This is a genomic window from Staphylococcus epidermidis, from assembly GCF_006742205.1.
Taxonomy (GTDB): domain Bacteria; phylum Bacillota; class Bacilli; order Staphylococcales; family Staphylococcaceae; genus Staphylococcus; species Staphylococcus epidermidis.
In genome coordinates this window covers 1,767,891-1,784,582 of record NZ_AP019721.1, presented here as the reverse complement: position 1 = coordinate 1,784,582, position 16,692 = coordinate 1,767,891, and the positions used below count along the sequence as shown (strand labels likewise).

Sequence of the window (16,692 nt, the reverse complement as noted above, 5' to 3'; positions counted from 1 at the left end):
TAGCAAAATTACATGTAATACAACACATTATTGATAAATCTTATCAATTAGATACAAAAAAAGAATATTACTTATAGAAAAATATGATCTTATATAGAAAGAATTAAGTTGAATAATATGTCTATAAGATGTGTCTGATTTTAGGTAGGTTAATAGTAGGATATATTGTTTTAGTTTATTGATTGAATGTTCTTTTAAGTGATGCATAGTCATATAAAATAATTTTTAATCACAAAAAAATAAACGCTTATACAATTAATTTTTGTATAAGCGTTCTCGTAATTTATAGCTCATTAAAATATATAATAGGTAGAAATTAAACAAAGATTATGTGTGATTAAGAGGAGAGGTTCATTTTACTTCAATATTTCTTATAGAAGTTTTTTCAGCACCATCAGAATCGGTAACTTGATATTTTACTTTATACTTACCTGCTTTGGATGTATCAACTTGACCATCAATTTTGATTTTATGAGTAAGATCGCCGTCTTCTTTATCGTAAGCACTTATGCCTTTAAGTAAATTATATTCTTGTCCTTTTTCAATAACGATATCGTTAACACCTTTTAATTGAGGTTCAGTATTAGTAGTGGCTTCTGCATTTAAATTGGGTGTCACTAATGTAGCTGAAACTCCAAGTGCTGATAATGACTGTAGTAATTTGTTCATAACTTAACCTCCGTCTATTGAATCATCTATAATTTAAGTTTAATATACCCTATTTTTATTTTGTCGACATCATACTATGGTCTTAATATAACTCAATCAACATAAAAATTAAATCCTTTTTTATGAAACTTTGATAAAGATTATGTAAATTGTGAATTGTTTGAAAACATTTACTGAAACTGAATTCAAAGTTAAGTGTTCAATTAATAAGTATTGTGAATTAGACGAAAATTCGTTGTTATATTTAAATGATTAATAAAAAAAATATAATAAAATCAACTCATAAACTTATGTTCAACTCATTCATGTGTTGAAAGTAAGACAGAAAAAGTCCATGACTACATATTCATGTCACGGGCTTTTTCACTGATATTATTTTGTTAAGCCACGTCTTAATTTCTCTGCAAGAAGTGTATTATTAAGTACCATTGTAATAGTTAAAGGACCAACACCACCTGGTACTGGAGTAATTGCACTAGCTATTTCTTTTATTTCATCATATGCTACATCTCCTTTTAATTTTCCATTTTCATCAGGTGTATTACCAACATCTATAATTACTGCGCCTTTTTTGACATTTTCTTTAGTAACTAAACCAGGTTGTCCTACTGCGCTAACAATCACATCTGCTTGTTTTAAGTGTGCATTCATATTTTTTGTACGTGAATGTAAAATCGTAACAGTTGCGTTAGCTTGCAACAATAACTTTGAAACAGGTTGGCCAACAATATGACTACGACCAATAACAACTGCATTTTTTCCTTCTAAATTAATATCTGCGTGTTTTAAAATTTCCATAATACCCAGGGGTGTACATGGTACAAAGGTTTGCTCATCAATATACAATTTTCCAATATTAATTGGATGGAAACCATCTACATCTTTTTCCGGATTGATAGCTTCAAGTACTTTTTGTTCGCTTACCTGTTTAGGTAATGGTACTTGAACTAAAATACCACTAACAGTATCGTCATTGTTTAATCGATTAAGTTCGCTTAAAACTACTTCTTCTGATGTGGATTCGTCTAAGTGAATAATTTCTGATATCATTCCAATTTTTTCTGCTGCTTTTTTCTTTGATTTTACATAACTTTGGCTTGCACCATCATTACCAACTAATATGACTGATAATTTTGGAGTAAAACCATATTCTTTTAAGTCATTGACTTGATTTTTAAGTCTTTGTCTATATTCTTTTGCTATTTGTTTACCATCTAAAATTTTAGCAACCACCTTAAACCACTCCTAATTATTAATTAATATCTTAACTTTAACATTAATCAAAAAGCAAATGATAGTCAAAAGACGTAAATTAATATTTAAATTGATGTTAAAGTTCGATTTTTGATTGAAAAATACCAAATGGATTGTTATGCTATATGTGTAATATACAACTATTCCTAATAACAATCCAAAAGTTTCGAAAGGGTGTACAAAGTGAAAGTAGCAGTCATTATGGGCAGTTCCTCAGATTGGAAAATTATGAAAGAAAGTTGTTCGATGCTTGAAGAATTTGAAATACCGTACGAAAAGAAAGTCGTTTCAGCTCATCGTACGCCTCAAATGATGTTCAATTTCGCTAGTCAAGCACGCCAAAATGGTTTTGATATTATCATTGCCGGTGCAGGGGGAGCAGCACACTTACCTGGAATGGTAGCTTCCATGACAACATTACCTGTGATTGGTGTGCCAATTGAATCTAAAAGTCTAAAAGGATTAGATTCATTACTATCTATCGTCCAAATGCCTGGTGGTATCCCAGTTGCAACCACAGCAATTGGAAAATCAGGTGCTAAAAATGCTGGGATATTAGCGGCAAGAATGTTAGGAATAACAAATGAATCAGTTCAAAATAATTTGGAAAATTATGAAAAATATTTAGTCGCAAAAGTGGAGGAAATGCAAAATGAACTTCAGTAAACTTAAATTTGGCGCGACAATAGGAATCATTGGCGGAGGGCAGTTAGGAAAAATGATGGCTCAGTCTGCACAAAAAATGGGTTATAAGGTGATTGTCCTAGATCCTAATGAAGACTGTCCTTGTCGTTATGTCGCACATCAGTTTATTCATGCAAATTATGATGATGAGCAAGCTTTAAATCAGTTAGGTGAAAATTCTGATGTTGTTACTTATGAGTTTGAAAATATTTCGTCTGAACAATTAAAAAAACTCACTAAGTTATATCATATTCCCCAAGGGTACCAAGCTATTGAACTATTACAAGATAGGCTAACCGAGAAGCAAACATTACTAGAAGCAAATACTCAAATTGTTCCTTTTGTACAAATTCAAACAAATCAAGACTTATTAAAAGCCATAGAAAAATTAGGCTTTCCGTTCATAGTGAAAACACGTTTTGGTGGATATGATGGTAAAGGACAAATTTTGGTAAGAAATGATTCGGAATTAGACGAAGCATACCAGCTAGTTGAGAAGCAAGAATGTGTTGCTGAACAATATCTTGATATTCAAAAGGAAGTATCTCTTACAGTAACAATTGGAAATGAACAACAAACAACATACTTTCCTCTTCAAGAAAATGAACATCAAAATCAAATATTATTTAAAACAGTCGTTCCAGCAAGATCTGATAAAGAAAATGAAGCACGTAAGGAAGTTGAGAAAATCACTCGCGCAATTCATTTTGTGGGAACCTTTACAGTAGAATTCTTTATTGATAAAGAAAATAACTTATATGTAAATGAAATTGCACCAAGACCACATAATTCTGGACACTATTCTATAGAAGCTTGTGATTATTCACAGTTTGATACACATATTTTAGCCATAACTGGTCAAAAACTTCCGCAAGCTATTGAATTATTAAAGCCAACAGTAATGATGAATTTATTAGGTCGCGATTTGGATTTACTTGAAAATGAATTTAGCAGACATCCAGATTGGCATATTCACATTTACGGTAAGAAAGAAAGAAAACCTGATAGAAAAATGGGACACATGACTTTACTGACGGATGATGTCAATCAAACAGAACAATATATGTTAATGAAATTTGAAGGGAGAGACAAGTAAGTGTCATTGTTATATGAAGGTAAAGCTAAAAGAGTATTCACGACAAATATTGATGGACAATTACGAGTTGAATATAAAGATGAGGTAACAGCAGGAAACGGTGCAAAAAAAGATACTATGATTGGCAAGGGTAAGTTAAATAATCAAATTACTTCTATTATATTTGATTATTTAACTCATAATCATATTGACAATCACTTTATTAAACAACTTTCACAAACAGAACAACTCGTCCAACAAGTTGATATTATACCTTTAGAAGTTGTTGTTAGAAACATTGCCACTGGTTCGATCACAAAACGTCTTGGTTTTAAAAAGGGGCATACATTTGAAGAACCTCTAGTAGAATTCTTCTACAAAAAAGATGAACTTAATGATCCGCTTATTACTGATGACCATGTAAAATTACTCGGCATAGCGAACGATGAAGAAATAAAACAACTTAAACAAATGGCAAAAGATATTAATCAAGTACTGATTCAATTGATGAATGAAATGAGTTTGAGACTTGTAGATTTTAAGGTTGAATTTGGTAAAACCAATGGTGGAAAAATTTTACTTGCAGATGAAATCTCTCCTGACACTTGTAGAATATGGGATAAAAATACGGATACTAACTTTGATAAAGATGTATATAGAAACAACACTGGCTCGTTGATTGAAACTTATCAAACATTTTTAAATAAATTGGAGGATCTTAAATAATGAAAACGATTGAACTACATATCACTTTACAACCACAAGTTTTAGATACACAAGGACAAGCTTTAAACCGAGCAGTTCACGATCTCGGTTATGAACAAGTGAATGACATTCGAGTAGGTAAAGTTTTATATATGACAGTTAATGAACCAACTGACGAGGCTGTTGATAATATTATTACGACACTAAGTGAAAAGTTATTTGCTAATACAGTCATTGAAGAATATAGCTATAAAGTTATCGATGAAAAGGAGAAAGCATAATATGAAATTTGCAGTTCTTGTGTTCCCTGGTTCAAACTGCGATAGAGACATGTATAACGCAGCTATTAAATCAGGTGTTGATGCAGCGTATGTCGATTATCGTGAAACGACTTTAGATGGTTTTGATGGTGTTTTAATACCTGGTGGTTTTTCATTTGGCGATTATTTGAGATCGGGAGCTATGGCAAGTGTTGCTCCGATTATTAAAGAAGTTAAGCGATTTGCGAAAGAAGGTAAGCCTGTTTTAGGAGTATGTAATGGGTTTCAAATTTTAACTGAGATTGGATTGTTACCAGGCGCATTACTTCATAATGATTCACATTTATTTATAAGTAGAAACGAAACTTTAAAAATTACTAATAATCAAACACCTTTTACGCATTTATATGTGAAAAATGAGAATGTTGTTTATCCTGTAGCACACGGTGAAGGTCATTATTATTGTACTGATGAAATATATCGTGAACTCAACGATAACAATCAAATTATCCTTAAATATACGAATAACCCTAATGGCTCTTATGAGGATATTGCAGGAATAGTTAATAAAGAGGGAAACGTTTGTGGGATGATGCCACACCCTGAACGCGCACTTGAAACATTATTAGGAACAAATAGTGGTGTGAAATTGTTTGAATCAATGGTGAAAAGTTGGAGGGAACAAAATGTCTAAATTTATCGAACCAAGTAATGAAGAGATTAAACTTGAAAAACTTTATCAAGATATGGGATTAAGTGATAAAGAATATGACAAAGTGGTTGAAATTCTTGGTAGAGAACCCAACTTCACAGAAGTAGGAATTTTCTCAGTGATGTGGAGCGAACATTGCTCATATAAACATTCTAAACCATTTTTAAAACAATTTCCTACGACAGGAGAGCACGTATTAATGGGACCAGGAGAAGGTGCAGGTGTTGTAGATATAGGCGATAATCAAGCCGTAGTATTTAAAGTTGAGTCTCACAATCATCCATCTGCAATTGAACCATATCAAGGTGCGGCAACTGGAGTCGGAGGTATTATTAGAGATATTGTTTCAATTGGTGCCCGTCCAATTAATTTACTAAATAGTCTTCGTTTTGGTGAGTTAACTGTAAAACAAAATCAACGATTACTTAAAGGTGTTGTAAGTGGTATTGGTGGATATGGCAACTGTATTGGTATTCCTACTACGGCTGGTGAGATTGAATTTGATGAACGCTATGATGGCAATCCATTAGTCAATGCTATGTGTGTAGGAATCATTGATCATGATATGGTCCAAAAAGGAACAGCTAAGGGTGTTGGTAATTCCGTTATATATGTAGGTTTAAAAACTGGGCGTGACGGTATTCATGGTGCAACATTTGCATCTGAAGAACTTACTGAGGAAAGTGAAAGTAAAAGACCTTCAGTACAAATTGGAGATCCATTTGTAGGCAAAAAGCTAATGGAAGCAACATTAGAAGCAATTACTTTTGATGAACTAGTAGGTATACAAGATATGGGAGCAGCTGGTTTAACTTCATCTTCATCTGAAATGGCAGCTAAAGGTGGTAGTGGTTTACATTTAAGACTTGATCAAGTTCCAACAAGAGAACCTGGAATTTCCCCATATGAAATGATGCTTTCAGAAACGCAAGAAAGAATGCTGTTAGTTGTAGAAAAAGGTACAGAACAAAAGTTTTTAGATTTATTCAATAAACACGAACTAGATAGTGCAGTAATCGGTGAAGTAACAGACACTGATAGATTCGTGCTTACATACGATGATGAAGTGTATGCAGACATTCCTGTGCAACCTCTTGCTGATGAGGCACCAGTGTATATTTTAGAAGGAGAAGAAAAGGAATATAATACATCAAAAAACGATTACAGCAATATAGATGTACATGATACATTTATCAAGTTATTACAACACCCAACAATAGCATCTAAACATCATTTATATGAACAATACGATCAACAAGTAGGAGCAAATACAATTATTAAGCCAGGTTTACAAGCTTCAGTTGTGCGCGTAGAAGGAACACAAAAAGCTATTGCTTCAACTATAGATGGTGAAGCACGTTATGTTTTCAACCAACCTTATGAAGGTGGAAAAATGGTTGTTGCTGAAGCCTATCGAAATTTAATTGCAGTAGGGGCGACACCATTGGCTATGACTGATTGTCTAAACTATGGTTCTCCAGAGAAGAAAGAAATCTATCAACAATTAATAGATTCAACAAAAGGTATGTCAGAAGCTTGTAAAGTGCTTCAAACTCCTGTAGTTTCAGGAAATGTTTCATTATATAACGAGACACGTGGAACCTCTATCTTCCCTACACCTGTCGTAGGTATGGTTGGTCTTATTGAAGACGTGAGCTATCTAAAAGAGTTTAAACCTAAAGCAGGAGATAAGATTTATTTAGTTGGTGAAACGCGTGATGACTTTGGTGGTAGTCAATTGGAAAAATTGTTGTATGGATCAGTTAATCATGAGTTTGAATCTATTGATTTAAGTGATGAAGTTTCAAAAGGAAAATTAATCAAACAGGCTATTCGTAATGGCATTGCATCTCATGTACAAACAGTTGGTAAGGGCGGCTTATTAGTTACTTTAGCTAAAATTAGTGCCCATTATGATTTAGGTATGCAAGCTCAATTGGATGTTACCAATGCACAATTATTTAGTGAAACTCAAGGACGATATATTGTTGTTGTTAAAGAAGGGCAAACTTTGGATATAGATCAAGCTCAAGAAATTGGGCATTTAACTCATCAGCAGTTATTTGATATATCTAATTCAGACGTAAAAATAAAAGAAAACGTTTCAGATATCAAACAAAAATGGGAAGGGGCTATAGTTCAATGTCTAACTACTCAGGATTAAATGAAGAATGTGGCGTTTTCGGTATTTGGAATCATCCTGAAGCAGCACAGTTAACATATATGGGTCTACATAGTTTACAACACAGAGGTCAAGAAGGTGCAGGTATTGTAGTTTCAAATCACGAAACGCTAAAAGGTGAACGAGGATTAGGCCTATTAACTGAAGCAATTAAAGACGAACATATGTCAAATATAAAAGGTTATCCACATGCGATAGGACATGTTCGTTACGCAACCTCTGGTAATAAAGGCATTGAAAATATTCAACCATTTTTATATCACTTTTATGATATGAGCGTAGGTATATGTCATAACGGTAATTTAATTAACGCTAAATCATTACGTCAAAATTTAGAAGAACAAGGTGCGATTTTCCATTCTTCTTCGGATACTGAAGTCATTATGCACTTAATTCGTCGTAGTAAGGCGCCGACATTTGAAGAGGCATTGAAAGAGAGTTTACGACTCATTAAGGGTGGATTTACTTTTGCCATCCTAACAAAAGATGCGTTGTATGGTGTAGTAGATCCTAATGCTATTCGACCATTAGTAGTTGGAAAAATGGAGAACGGTGCTTATATTTTAGCAAGTGAAACATGTGCGATTGATGTTTTAGGTGCTGAATTTATACAAGATATTCATGCAGGTGAGTATGTTGTTATTACGGATGAAGGTATAGAAGTTAAGACTTACACACGACAAACAACAACTGCAATTTCAGCTATGGAATATATTTATTTTGCGAGACCTGATTCAACGATTGCAGGAAAAAATGTTCATGCGGTACGAAAGGCATCAGGTAAACGGTTAGCACAGGAAAACCCAGCAAAAGCAGATATGGTAATAGGCGTACCTAATTCATCATTATCTGCAGCAAGTGGTTATGCTGAAGAAATAGGCCTACCATATGAAATGGGACTAGTTAAAAATCAATATGTTGCTCGAACTTTTATACAACCTACTCAGGAATTAAGAGAGCAAGGTGTACGTGTGAAACTGTCGGCTGTTAAGGATATTGTTGATGGTAAAGATATCGTACTTGTAGATGATTCGATTGTTCGAGGTACAACGATTAAACGCATAGTTAAAATGCTTAAGGATTCAGGAGCTAACCGCATTCACGTAAGAATTGCTTCTCCCGAATTTATGTTCCCTAGTTTTTATGGTATTGACGTATCTACAACAGCTGAACTCATCTCAGCAAGTAAGTCTCCTGAGGAAATTAAAAATCATATTGGTGCAGATTCTCTTGCTTATTTAAGCGTTGATGGCTTAATCGAGTCTATAGGACTTGATTATGATGCGCCATATCATGGCTTGTGTGTAGAAAGTTTTACAGGTGATTATCCAGCAGGACTTTACGATTATGAGAAAAATTATAAAAAGCATTTAAGTGAACGTCAAAAATCATATATAGCTAATAATAAACATTATTTTGATAGTGAGGGAAATTTACATGTCTAAAGCATATGAGGAATCTGGTGTAAATATTCAAGCAGGATATGAAGCAGTCGAAAGAATAACAAGTCATGTTGAACGTACATTGCGCAAAGAAGTATTAGGTGGTTTAGGTGGATTTGGTGCAACATTTGATTTGTCTCAATTAAAAATGAAAGCGCCAGTTCTGGTATCAGGTACTGACGGTGTGGGTACAAAGTTAAAATTAGCAATTGACTATGGAAAGCATGACACAATTGGTATTGATGCTGTCGCAATGTGTGTAAATGATATTTTAACAACAGGTGCTGAACCTTTATACTTTTTAGACTATATTGCCACGAATAAAGTAGTGCCAAGTACTATAGAGCAAATCGTTAAAGGTATAAGTGACGGTTGCGAACAAACCAATACGGCACTTATAGGCGGTGAAACTGCTGAAATGGGAGAAATGTATCATGAAGGTGAATATGATATTGCTGGTTTTGCAGTAGGAGCGGTAGAGAAAGAGGACTATATTGATGGTTCAAATGTTGAAGAAGGACAAGCAATTATTGGTTTAGCTTCAAGTGGTATTCATTCAAATGGCTATAGTCTAGTTAGAAAAATGATAAAAGAATCAGGAGTTCAATTACATGATCAATTTAATGGTCAAACCTTTTTAGAAACCTTCCTTGCACCAACAAAATTGTATGTAAAGCCTATTCTTGAATTAAAGAAACATATTGATATCAAAGCGATGAGCCATATTACTGGTGGAGGTTTCTATGAAAATATTCCGCGTGCCCTTCCTAAAGGTTTATCAGCAAAAATAGATACACAATCATTCCCAACGTTGGAAGTCTTTAATTGGCTTCAAAAACAGGGCAACATTTCAACGAATGAAATGTATAACATATTTAATATGGGTATTGGATATACAATTATTGTTGACAAAAAAGATGTTCAAACAACATTAACAACGTTACGTGCAATGGATACAACTGCATATGAAATTGGTGAGATTATAAAAGATGATGATACACCTATTCATTTATTGGAGGTAGAATAGTGACCAATATAGCGATTTTTGCCTCAGGATCAGGTAGTAACTTTGAAAATATTGTAAAACATATCCAAACAGGGCAATTATCTGGTATCAATGTAACGGCACTGTATACAGATAATGAAGGGGTACCCTGTATTGATAGAGCTAAAAATTTAAATATTCCAATTCATATTAACAAGCCAAAAGACTTTTCATCCAAATCTTTATATGAACAGCATCTACTTAAATTATTATCCAGTGAGGAAGTTCAGTGGATTGTATTAGCTGGTTATATGAGACTAGTTGGCCAAGACTTATTACAAGCTTATGAAGGAAGGATATTAAATATACATCCCTCATTATTGCCTAAATTCAAAGGTTTAGATGCCATAGGACAAGCGTTAGAAAGTGGAGATACTGTAACTGGATCAACTGTCCATTATGTAGATAGTGGGATGGATACGGGAGAAATTATTGAACAACAGCAATGTGATATAAAACCGGACGATACTAAAGAACAATTAGAAGATAGAGTAAAACATTTAGAATATGAACTTTATCCAAGAGTTATAGCTAAAATCATTAAATAGAGGAGTATCTTATAGAATGAAAAAAGCAATATTAAGCGTTTCTAATAAAAGTGGAATTGTAGAGTTTGCAAAAGCATTAACTAATTTAGACTATGAACTGTATTCTACGGGTGGTACAAAACGTGTATTAGAAGATGCGAATATCAATATTAAGTCCGTGTCAGAATTAACACAATTTCCAGAGATTATGGATGGTCGTGTTAAAACACTACATCCAGCAGTCCATGGTGGTATTTTAGCTGATCGAGATAAAGAACATCATTTAGAGCAATTACGAGAACAACATATTGATTTAATTGATATGGTAGTAGTCAACCTATATCCTTTCCAACAGACTGTTGCTCAACCTGATGTAACAGAAACTGATGCAGTAGAAAATATTGATATTGGTGGACCTACAATGTTAAGAGCAGCTGCTAAAAACTTTAAACATGTTACAACTATCGTACATCCTTCCGATTACAACGAGGTAATTGAGAGAATTAAAAATCATCAATTGGACGAAGCATATAGAAAATCGCTAATGGTTAAAGTTTTCCAACATACAAATGAATATGATCATGCTATTGTTAACTATTTCAAAGACAATAAAGAAACACTAAGATATGGCGAAAATCCTCAACAATCTGCATATTTTGTTAGAACATCTGATAGCAAACATACGATTGCTGGTGCAAAACAATTACATGGTAAACAATTGAGTTTTAATAATATTAAAGACGCAGATGCAGCGCTCAGTTTAGTAAAAAAATTCAACGAGCCAACTGCTGTAGCAGTAAAACATATGAACCCGTGTGGAGTAGGAATTGGACAGTCGATTGATGAAGCATTTCAACATGCATATGAAGCGGATAATCAATCAATATTTGGCGGAATTATAGCATTGAATAGAACGGTAGATGTTAAATTAGCTGAAGCATTACATTCTATCTTTTTAGAAGTAGTTATCGCACCTCAATTTACTGAGGAAGCTTTAAAAATATTGACACAAAAGAAAAATATTCGTTTATTACAAATAGATATGACAATTGATAACGCTGAACAAGAATTTGTTTCCGTTTCAGGTGGTTACTTAGTACAGGATAAAGATAATAAAGATGTGACTCGAAACGACATGACTGTTGCTACCGACACTCAACCTACAGAAGCACAGTGGGAAGCTATGCTTCTAGGTTGGAAAGTTGTAAGTGCCGTTAAGAGTAATGCAGTGATTTTGAGTAATAACAAACAAACAGTTGGTATAGGTGCAGGACAAATGAATCGTGTAGGTTCCGCTAAAATTGCAATCGAAAGAGCAATAGAAATTAACGATAATGTTGCGCTTGTTTCAGATGGTTTCTTCCCAATGGGAGATACAGTTGAATATGCTGCCGAACATGGTATTAAGGCAATTATTCAACCAGGTGGTTCAATTAAAGATCAAGATTCCATTGATATGGCTAATAAATATGGCATTACAATGGTTATGACAGGTATGCGTCATTTTAAACATTAATTTTTGAAAAGAAAGGGGTAATCTATTGAAAGTTTTAATAGTTGGAGCTGGTGGACGTGAACATGCATTAGCTTCTAAAATCAATCAATCTCCAATTGTAGATAAGGTTTACGCGATTCCAGGAAATGATGCAATGGTCAATATTGCTGAAGTGCACAGTGAAATTGCTGAATCAGATCATCAAGCTATTTTACATTTTGCTCAGCATAACGCAATTGATTGGGTAATCATTGGGCCTGAACAACCTTTAATAGATGGGTTAGCTGATTTATTAAGAAATGCAAATATTAAAGTGTTTGGTCCAGGACAAGATGCCGCTCAAATTGAAGGTTCAAAATTATTTGCCAAGCAATTAATGGACAAATATCGTATTCCTACAGCAGAATATAAAGAAGTAAGTTCACGTAACGAGGCGTTGCAATATGTTGAAACTTGTGATTTACCAATCGTAATAAAGAAAGACGGTTTAGCAGCAGGTAAAGGGGTTATTATTGCTTTTACGAGAGAAGACGCATTAGATGGGGTCAAAAAAATTTATCAAGAAGAAAAAGGGAAAGTCGTTTTCGAAAGTTATTTAGAAGGAGAAGAGTTTTCTTTAATGACTTTTGTAAATGGAGATTATGCGGTTCCTTTCGACTGTATTGCTCAAGATCATAAGCGAGCATTTGATAATGATCAAGGACCAAATACTGGTGGGATGGGCGCATATTGCCCTGTACCCCACATTGATGCATCTGTTCTTGAACAAACCAATAAGGAGATTGCTCAACCTATTGCTAAAGCTATGGCACAAGAAGGTCATGACTTCTTCGGATTACTATATATTGGTGCAATTTTAACAAAAGATGGACCTAAAGTTATTGAATTTAATGCACGTTTTGGTGATCCTGAAGCACAAGTATTATTAACACGTTTAGAAAGTGACTTAATGCAACTCATTATCGATTTGGAAAATTGCCAACCCATTCATTTTAACTGGAAAGATGAAGCTGTTGTAGGAGTAATGCTAGCATCTAAAGGATACCCTGGTTCATATGAAAAAGGGCATGAAATAAGTGGTTTTAATCTAGATTCTCATTATTATGTGAGTGGATTAAAGAAAGAAGGTCAATGTTTTGTGAATTCTGGTGGAAGAGTTATCCTAGCTATAGGGGAAGGTCCAACAGTTGAAAAAGCACAAGCAAATGCATATGAACATGCACGACAAATAAAAAGTGATAATCTTTTTTATCGTAATGATATTGGGAATAAAGCCATCACTAAGTAAAATTGGTTGTTCAATTTGAAATAAAGTCCTTCGTTGATTGGATAAGATCAACGAAGGACATTTTTTATGATTTCTATTTACATTGGAATAAAATGAATATTTACTTTTAATTAAATATTTGGTGTATGATTATTAGTCTAATTGTCCAAAACGGACATCATGAATACCAGTAATTGGAAGGTATGATGATAAGACAAATGACAAAGTAATGATAATTAATATACAAGCAATAAATACGATATCTTTATATGAAAATGTTACCCGATAGTAGTATGTTCTCGGACCATCTTTAAAACCTTTAGACTCCATTGCAACTGAAAGTTGATGTGCACGTCGAATATTTTGACTTAATAAAGGTATGACTAAATGATTAAGACGCTTGATTCCTTTATAGTTAGATGCATCTATCATTTGATAACGCATTTTTAGGGAACGTCTTAATTGAATAAGAGAACTTATTATAAGTGGAACCATTCTAATCGCTGCCATAAAAGCATAAGCAAACTTTGGCTTTACCTTTAAATGTTGCATTAAACTATAAAAAATCATTACAATTTGTGAAGTCAATGCGATTAGTATACCAAACATTGAAACGGTAATTGTTCTCATAGATAGATGAAGACCTCGTACAATACTTTCTGTACTTATTTGCAAAATACCAAATTTTACAAGCATATGTTCTCCATCACCATATAAAATCATAAATAATGATGACATCAAGGCAAAGAGGGTTGTAACTAATATAAATATTGCCGTTATTTTAAATTCTGTACCGTTAAATAAAAGTAAGAACATAAACATTAATATGACGATATAAATCATAAAGTCGAAGTTATGGATAAATATAATGAAAAAGAATAATGCGATACCTAAAAGTAACTTAGTAATAATATTTACATCATCAACGAAGGTGTGGCGTTTTTTCCATCTTTCAAACAATGTGTTCACCTTCCATTTCTTTAAGACACCCATCTTCCACGCGTAATCGTCTTGTTGGATATCGTTTAATAATTTCTGGATCATGTGTCACCATGATAATTGTTTGACCTTGATTAACGCGTTCTTGAAATAACTTAATAAGTTGAAATGTATTATGACTATCTAGACCGAATGTTGGTTCATCTAGTAAAATAATCTCTGCCTTTGAACTTAATGCTGTTGCAACACTTAAACGACGCTTTTGACCTGTTGATATTTCAAAAGGATGATGATCCTTAACTTGATCTAAATGTAATAATTTTAACAGATCCATGGTTTCATCATTCGCATGCTTAGGATCTAAGTGATTATAATGAATATACACTTCATCATAAACAGAATTAGTAATAAATTGTAATTCAGGGTTCTGATATACCAAATACATATGCTTTGCCGCTTGTTTAATTTTAGATAATAATTGATCGCGATAAAACATGTCACCTTCATATTTAATCAGTTGTAACATAGCTTCTAGTAAAGAGGTTTTACCAGCACCATTTTTACCAGTGATTGTTAACCATTCACCTGAATACAGTTTAAGCTCCTTGGATGAAAAAAGTGTCTTTTTACCTCTAATAATTTGCCCGTCGTCAAAATGAAATAAGAGGTTCTTTGTTTGATTAGGTAATGGGATGGGGCGTGGTGCACTGTGCCATGCTCTAGGGTGCCAAACTCCATATTCAGTTAATAACGCTTCATAATGATCTAAGATTTGTTCTGGGGTGTCGTCAGCAACAATTTCACCATCATAATTTAATAACAACACGCGGTCAACATGTTGCCAAATATGTTCAACCTTATGCTCAACAATTAAAACTGTTTGATCTTTCCAAAGATTGATTAATTTCTTCCATAAATCTTCAGTTGCTTTCACGTCGAGCATTGCAGTAGGCTCATCTAAAAAAAGTGTCTTTGATTTTTGTAGTATTGTTTCAACAATAGCTAACTTCTGTTTCATGCCGCCACTTAGATTGTTGACATATGTTTTATGAGTAACATTAAGGTCTACAGACTTTAGTGCGTTTTCGATTTCTTGATCCATCTCACTTCTAGGAATATTTCTATTTTCTAAAACAAATGCAAGTTCTTCATATACTTTTGGCATACAAAATTGATTATCTGGATCTTGAAATATAACGCCACTATCATGATCAATATTCAATTCATCATATTTCATCGGAAGTTCAATTAAATTAGGTACTATTCCACTTAATACATTAAGTAATGTGCTTTTACCTGATCCGGAAGGACCGAGTAAAAGCACTTTTTCTTTATTTTTAATCTCAAGATTTAAGTTATCGAATATTTTCCTATCACCATTCGGATACTTTAAACGTAAATTTTTAACACGTAACAATTAAAAAATCCCCTTATAGGTTATCGTAATCTTGTTGTGATGCTGGTCTAAAGAATTTAGTTACACCGGTTTTATCTAATGCTTTGACAATCCAGTATGAAACTAAACCAGCTAATACAATTCCGCTAATTGAACGGAAAACTATAAATAGTAGTAAGTTCCATCCAGCAACTTCGTTTAAGTAACCATAGAAGTAATCCACTGGGAAAGAGATTAAAGCAGTTGCTAACCCAGCAAGCATTGCTACAGCAGCAGAACGTGATTTGTATTTAAAAATAGCAAATATAATTTCACAAGCCAATCCCTGTAATATCGCATATATGATAGTAGGTATATCAAATTTTCCCATAACAATCGTTTCACCAGCTCCAGCTGCGATTTCTGCTAATAATGCTATACCTGGCTTAGGAATGATTAAGTAACAAACGACTGCTGCCATAAACCATACACCATATGTAAGTTGTTCTAAGTGAATACCCGCAACTTGTACAATATTGTAAACAAACCACCATAAGTTATAAATGATGGCAAATACTACTGAAATTAAAACTGTCACAAGAATTTCAGATAGTTTCAAACCTTTTGACATAAAAAACATCCTCCTAAAAAACGCACAACCTTCTCTAGGAAAGTTGTGCGTCAGAAGTTACATCTAATCATAATCCGTTAGATTAGATGTATAACAACACTTTCCTACGCTAGTAACTAGCTAGATCAGGTTCGAAGGGTTTGAGGTTGGCCTCATCTCAGTAAAGAATACACCCCTAGTGCGTTCAATTATTTAATTAACTTAAATGTATGATTTTTATCATATATTGTCAAGGTTCTTTCGAGTATTGTTATTTAAATGAGAAATATATTTACTATTTTAGAGATGAATTGCAATAAATGTGTATCGAAGTAAAATTTATAGAATTAATGATTTAAATTTTTCTAACCAGTCTTTAATTTGATATTAAAAATAGCTAAATAAAAATGATTAGTATAGTTTTAAGTAAACTAAATTAAAAAATAACCAA

16 protein-coding genes and 1 riboswitch are annotated in these 16,692 nt (G+C 33.3%); of the genes, 11 read left to right on the top strand and 5 right to left on the bottom strand.

What is annotated here, in order from left to right:
• Window positions 1–351 precede the first annotated feature (351 nt).
• Window positions 352–669: a DUF5011 domain-containing protein gene (locus tag FNL83_RS08640; RefSeq protein WP_001831741.1), complete on the bottom strand. Its 318-nt coding sequence runs from the start codon at window positions 667–669 to the stop codon at window positions 352–354.
• A 372-nt stretch (window positions 670–1,041) separates the two neighbouring features.
• Window positions 1,042–1,902: a bifunctional methylenetetrahydrofolate dehydrogenase/methenyltetrahydrofolate cyclohydrolase FolD gene (folD, locus tag FNL83_RS08635; protein WP_002486054.1), complete on the bottom strand. Its 861-nt coding sequence runs from the start codon at window positions 1,900–1,902 to the stop codon at window positions 1,042–1,044.
• Window positions 1,903–2,106: 204 nt separating this feature from the next.
• Here folD and purE point away from each other — a divergent pair, with 204 nt between their 5' ends.
• From purE to purD, 11 genes are read left to right on the top strand one after another with little or no spacing between them, the layout of a single operon-like run.
• Entirely contained in the window at window positions 2,107–2,589 is a 483-nt protein-coding gene (gene purE, locus FNL83_RS08630) for a 5-(carboxyamino)imidazole ribonucleotide mutase (protein ID WP_002486053.1), read from the top strand.
• Window positions 2,576–3,703 carry a 5-(carboxyamino)imidazole ribonucleotide synthase gene (purK, locus tag FNL83_RS08625; RefSeq protein WP_002486052.1) on the top strand — a complete coding sequence of 376 codons (1,128 nt, stop codon included), beginning with the start codon at window positions 2,576–2,578 and terminating at the stop codon, window positions 3,701–3,703. The genes purE and purK overlap by 14 nt, the downstream gene beginning before the upstream one ends.
• The gene (gene purC / locus FNL83_RS08620; RefSeq protein ID WP_001831723.1) at window positions 3,704–4,408 is read left to right on the top strand and encodes a phosphoribosylaminoimidazolesuccinocarboxamide synthase; all 705 of its coding nucleotides are present in this window, start codon (window positions 3,704–3,706) and stop codon (window positions 4,406–4,408) included.
• Window positions 4,408–4,668 (top strand): phosphoribosylformylglycinamidine synthase subunit PurS, encoded by a 261-nt coding sequence (gene purS / locus FNL83_RS08615; protein WP_001831728.1) that lies wholly within the window; start codon window positions 4,408–4,410, stop codon window positions 4,666–4,668. The genes purC and purS overlap by 1 nt, the downstream gene beginning before the upstream one ends.
• 1 nt (window position 4,669) lies before the next feature.
• Window positions 4,670–5,341: a phosphoribosylformylglycinamidine synthase I gene (gene purQ / locus FNL83_RS08610; RefSeq protein WP_001831727.1), complete on the top strand. Its 672-nt coding sequence runs from the start codon at window positions 4,670–4,672 to the stop codon at window positions 5,339–5,341.
• Window positions 5,334–7,523: a phosphoribosylformylglycinamidine synthase subunit PurL gene (gene purL / locus FNL83_RS08605; protein ID WP_002467589.1), complete on the top strand. Its 2,190-nt coding sequence runs from the start codon at window positions 5,334–5,336 to the stop codon at window positions 7,521–7,523. Before purQ ends, purL begins: the two co-directional genes overlap by 8 nt.
• Window positions 7,502–8,986, top strand: coding sequence for an amidophosphoribosyltransferase (gene purF / locus FNL83_RS08600; protein ID WP_002485328.1), 1,485 nt, complete (start codon window positions 7,502–7,504; stop codon window positions 8,984–8,986). The genes purL and purF overlap by 22 nt, the downstream gene beginning before the upstream one ends.
• The gene (purM, locus tag FNL83_RS08595; RefSeq protein ID WP_001831685.1) at window positions 8,979–10,010 is read left to right on the top strand and encodes a phosphoribosylformylglycinamidine cyclo-ligase; all 1,032 of its coding nucleotides are present in this window, start codon (window positions 8,979–8,981) and stop codon (window positions 10,008–10,010) included. Before purF ends, purM begins: the two co-directional genes overlap by 8 nt.
• Window positions 10,010–10,576 carry a phosphoribosylglycinamide formyltransferase gene (gene purN / locus FNL83_RS08590; RefSeq protein ID WP_001831672.1) on the top strand — a complete coding sequence of 189 codons (567 nt, stop codon included), beginning with the start codon at window positions 10,010–10,012 and terminating at the stop codon, window positions 10,574–10,576. The genes purM and purN overlap by 1 nt, the downstream gene beginning before the upstream one ends.
• Before the next feature lie 16 nt (window positions 10,577–10,592).
• Window positions 10,593–12,071, top strand: coding sequence for a bifunctional phosphoribosylaminoimidazolecarboxamide formyltransferase/IMP cyclohydrolase (purH, locus tag FNL83_RS08585; RefSeq protein ID WP_002485342.1), 1,479 nt, complete (start codon window positions 10,593–10,595; stop codon window positions 12,069–12,071).
• Between the two features lie 25 nt (window positions 12,072–12,096).
• Window positions 12,097–13,338 (top strand): phosphoribosylamine--glycine ligase, encoded by a 1,242-nt coding sequence (gene purD, locus FNL83_RS08580; protein ID WP_002485333.1) that lies wholly within the window; start codon window positions 12,097–12,099, stop codon window positions 13,336–13,338.
• Window positions 13,339–13,470: 132 nt separating this feature from the next.
• On the opposite strand, the gene FNL83_RS08575 is transcribed toward purD, so the two are convergent.
• Genes FNL83_RS08575 through FNL83_RS08565 form a run of 3 tightly spaced genes read right to left on the bottom strand, consistent with a single transcriptional unit; the run spans window position 13,471 to window position 16,262 of the window.
• The gene (locus FNL83_RS08575; RefSeq protein WP_002489230.1) at window positions 13,471–14,277 is read right to left on the bottom strand and encodes an energy-coupling factor transporter transmembrane component T family protein; all 807 of its coding nucleotides are present in this window, start codon (window positions 14,275–14,277) and stop codon (window positions 13,471–13,473) included.
• The gene (locus FNL83_RS08570) at window positions 14,270–15,673 is read right to left on the bottom strand and encodes an ABC transporter ATP-binding protein (RefSeq protein WP_002485331.1); all 1,404 of its coding nucleotides are present in this window, start codon (window positions 15,671–15,673) and stop codon (window positions 14,270–14,272) included. Before FNL83_RS08570 ends, FNL83_RS08575 begins: the two co-directional genes overlap by 8 nt.
• A 13-nt stretch (window positions 15,674–15,686) precedes the next feature.
• Window positions 15,687–16,262 carry an ECF transporter S component gene (locus FNL83_RS08565; protein WP_001831663.1) on the bottom strand — a complete coding sequence of 192 codons (576 nt, stop codon included), beginning with the start codon at window positions 16,260–16,262 and terminating at the stop codon, window positions 15,687–15,689.
• Window positions 16,263–16,346: 84 nt separating this feature from the next.
• A riboswitch (TPP riboswitch) is annotated at window positions 16,347–16,449 on the bottom strand.
• Window positions 16,450–16,692: the final 243 nt, after the last annotated feature.

Bases quoted from the DNA above. Each gene is read 5' to 3' on its own strand.
- FNL83_RS08640 (WP_001831741.1), bottom strand. From the start codon at position 669: ATGAACAAATTACTACAGTCATTATCAGCACTTGGAGTTTCAGCTACA.
- purK (WP_002486052.1), top strand. From the start codon at position 2,576: ATGAACTTCAGTAAACTTAAATTTGGCGCGACAATAGGAATCATTGGC.
- purS (WP_001831728.1), top strand. From the start codon at position 4,408: ATGAAAACGATTGAACTACATATCACTTTACAACCACAAGTTTTAGAT.
- purQ (WP_001831727.1), top strand. From the start codon at position 4,670: ATGAAATTTGCAGTTCTTGTGTTCCCTGGTTCAAACTGCGATAGAGAC.
- purL (WP_002467589.1), top strand. From the start codon at position 5,334: ATGTCTAAATTTATCGAACCAAGTAATGAAGAGATTAAACTTGAAAAA.
- purF (WP_002485328.1), top strand. From the start codon at position 7,502: ATGTCTAACTACTCAGGATTAAATGAAGAATGTGGCGTTTTCGGTATT.
- purM (WP_001831685.1), top strand. From the start codon at position 8,979: ATGTCTAAAGCATATGAGGAATCTGGTGTAAATATTCAAGCAGGATAT.
- purH (WP_002485342.1), top strand. From the start codon at position 10,593: ATGAAAAAAGCAATATTAAGCGTTTCTAATAAAAGTGGAATTGTAGAG.
- FNL83_RS08565 (WP_001831663.1), bottom strand. From the start codon at position 16,262: ATGTCAAAAGGTTTGAAACTATCTGAAATTCTTGTGACAGTTTTAATT.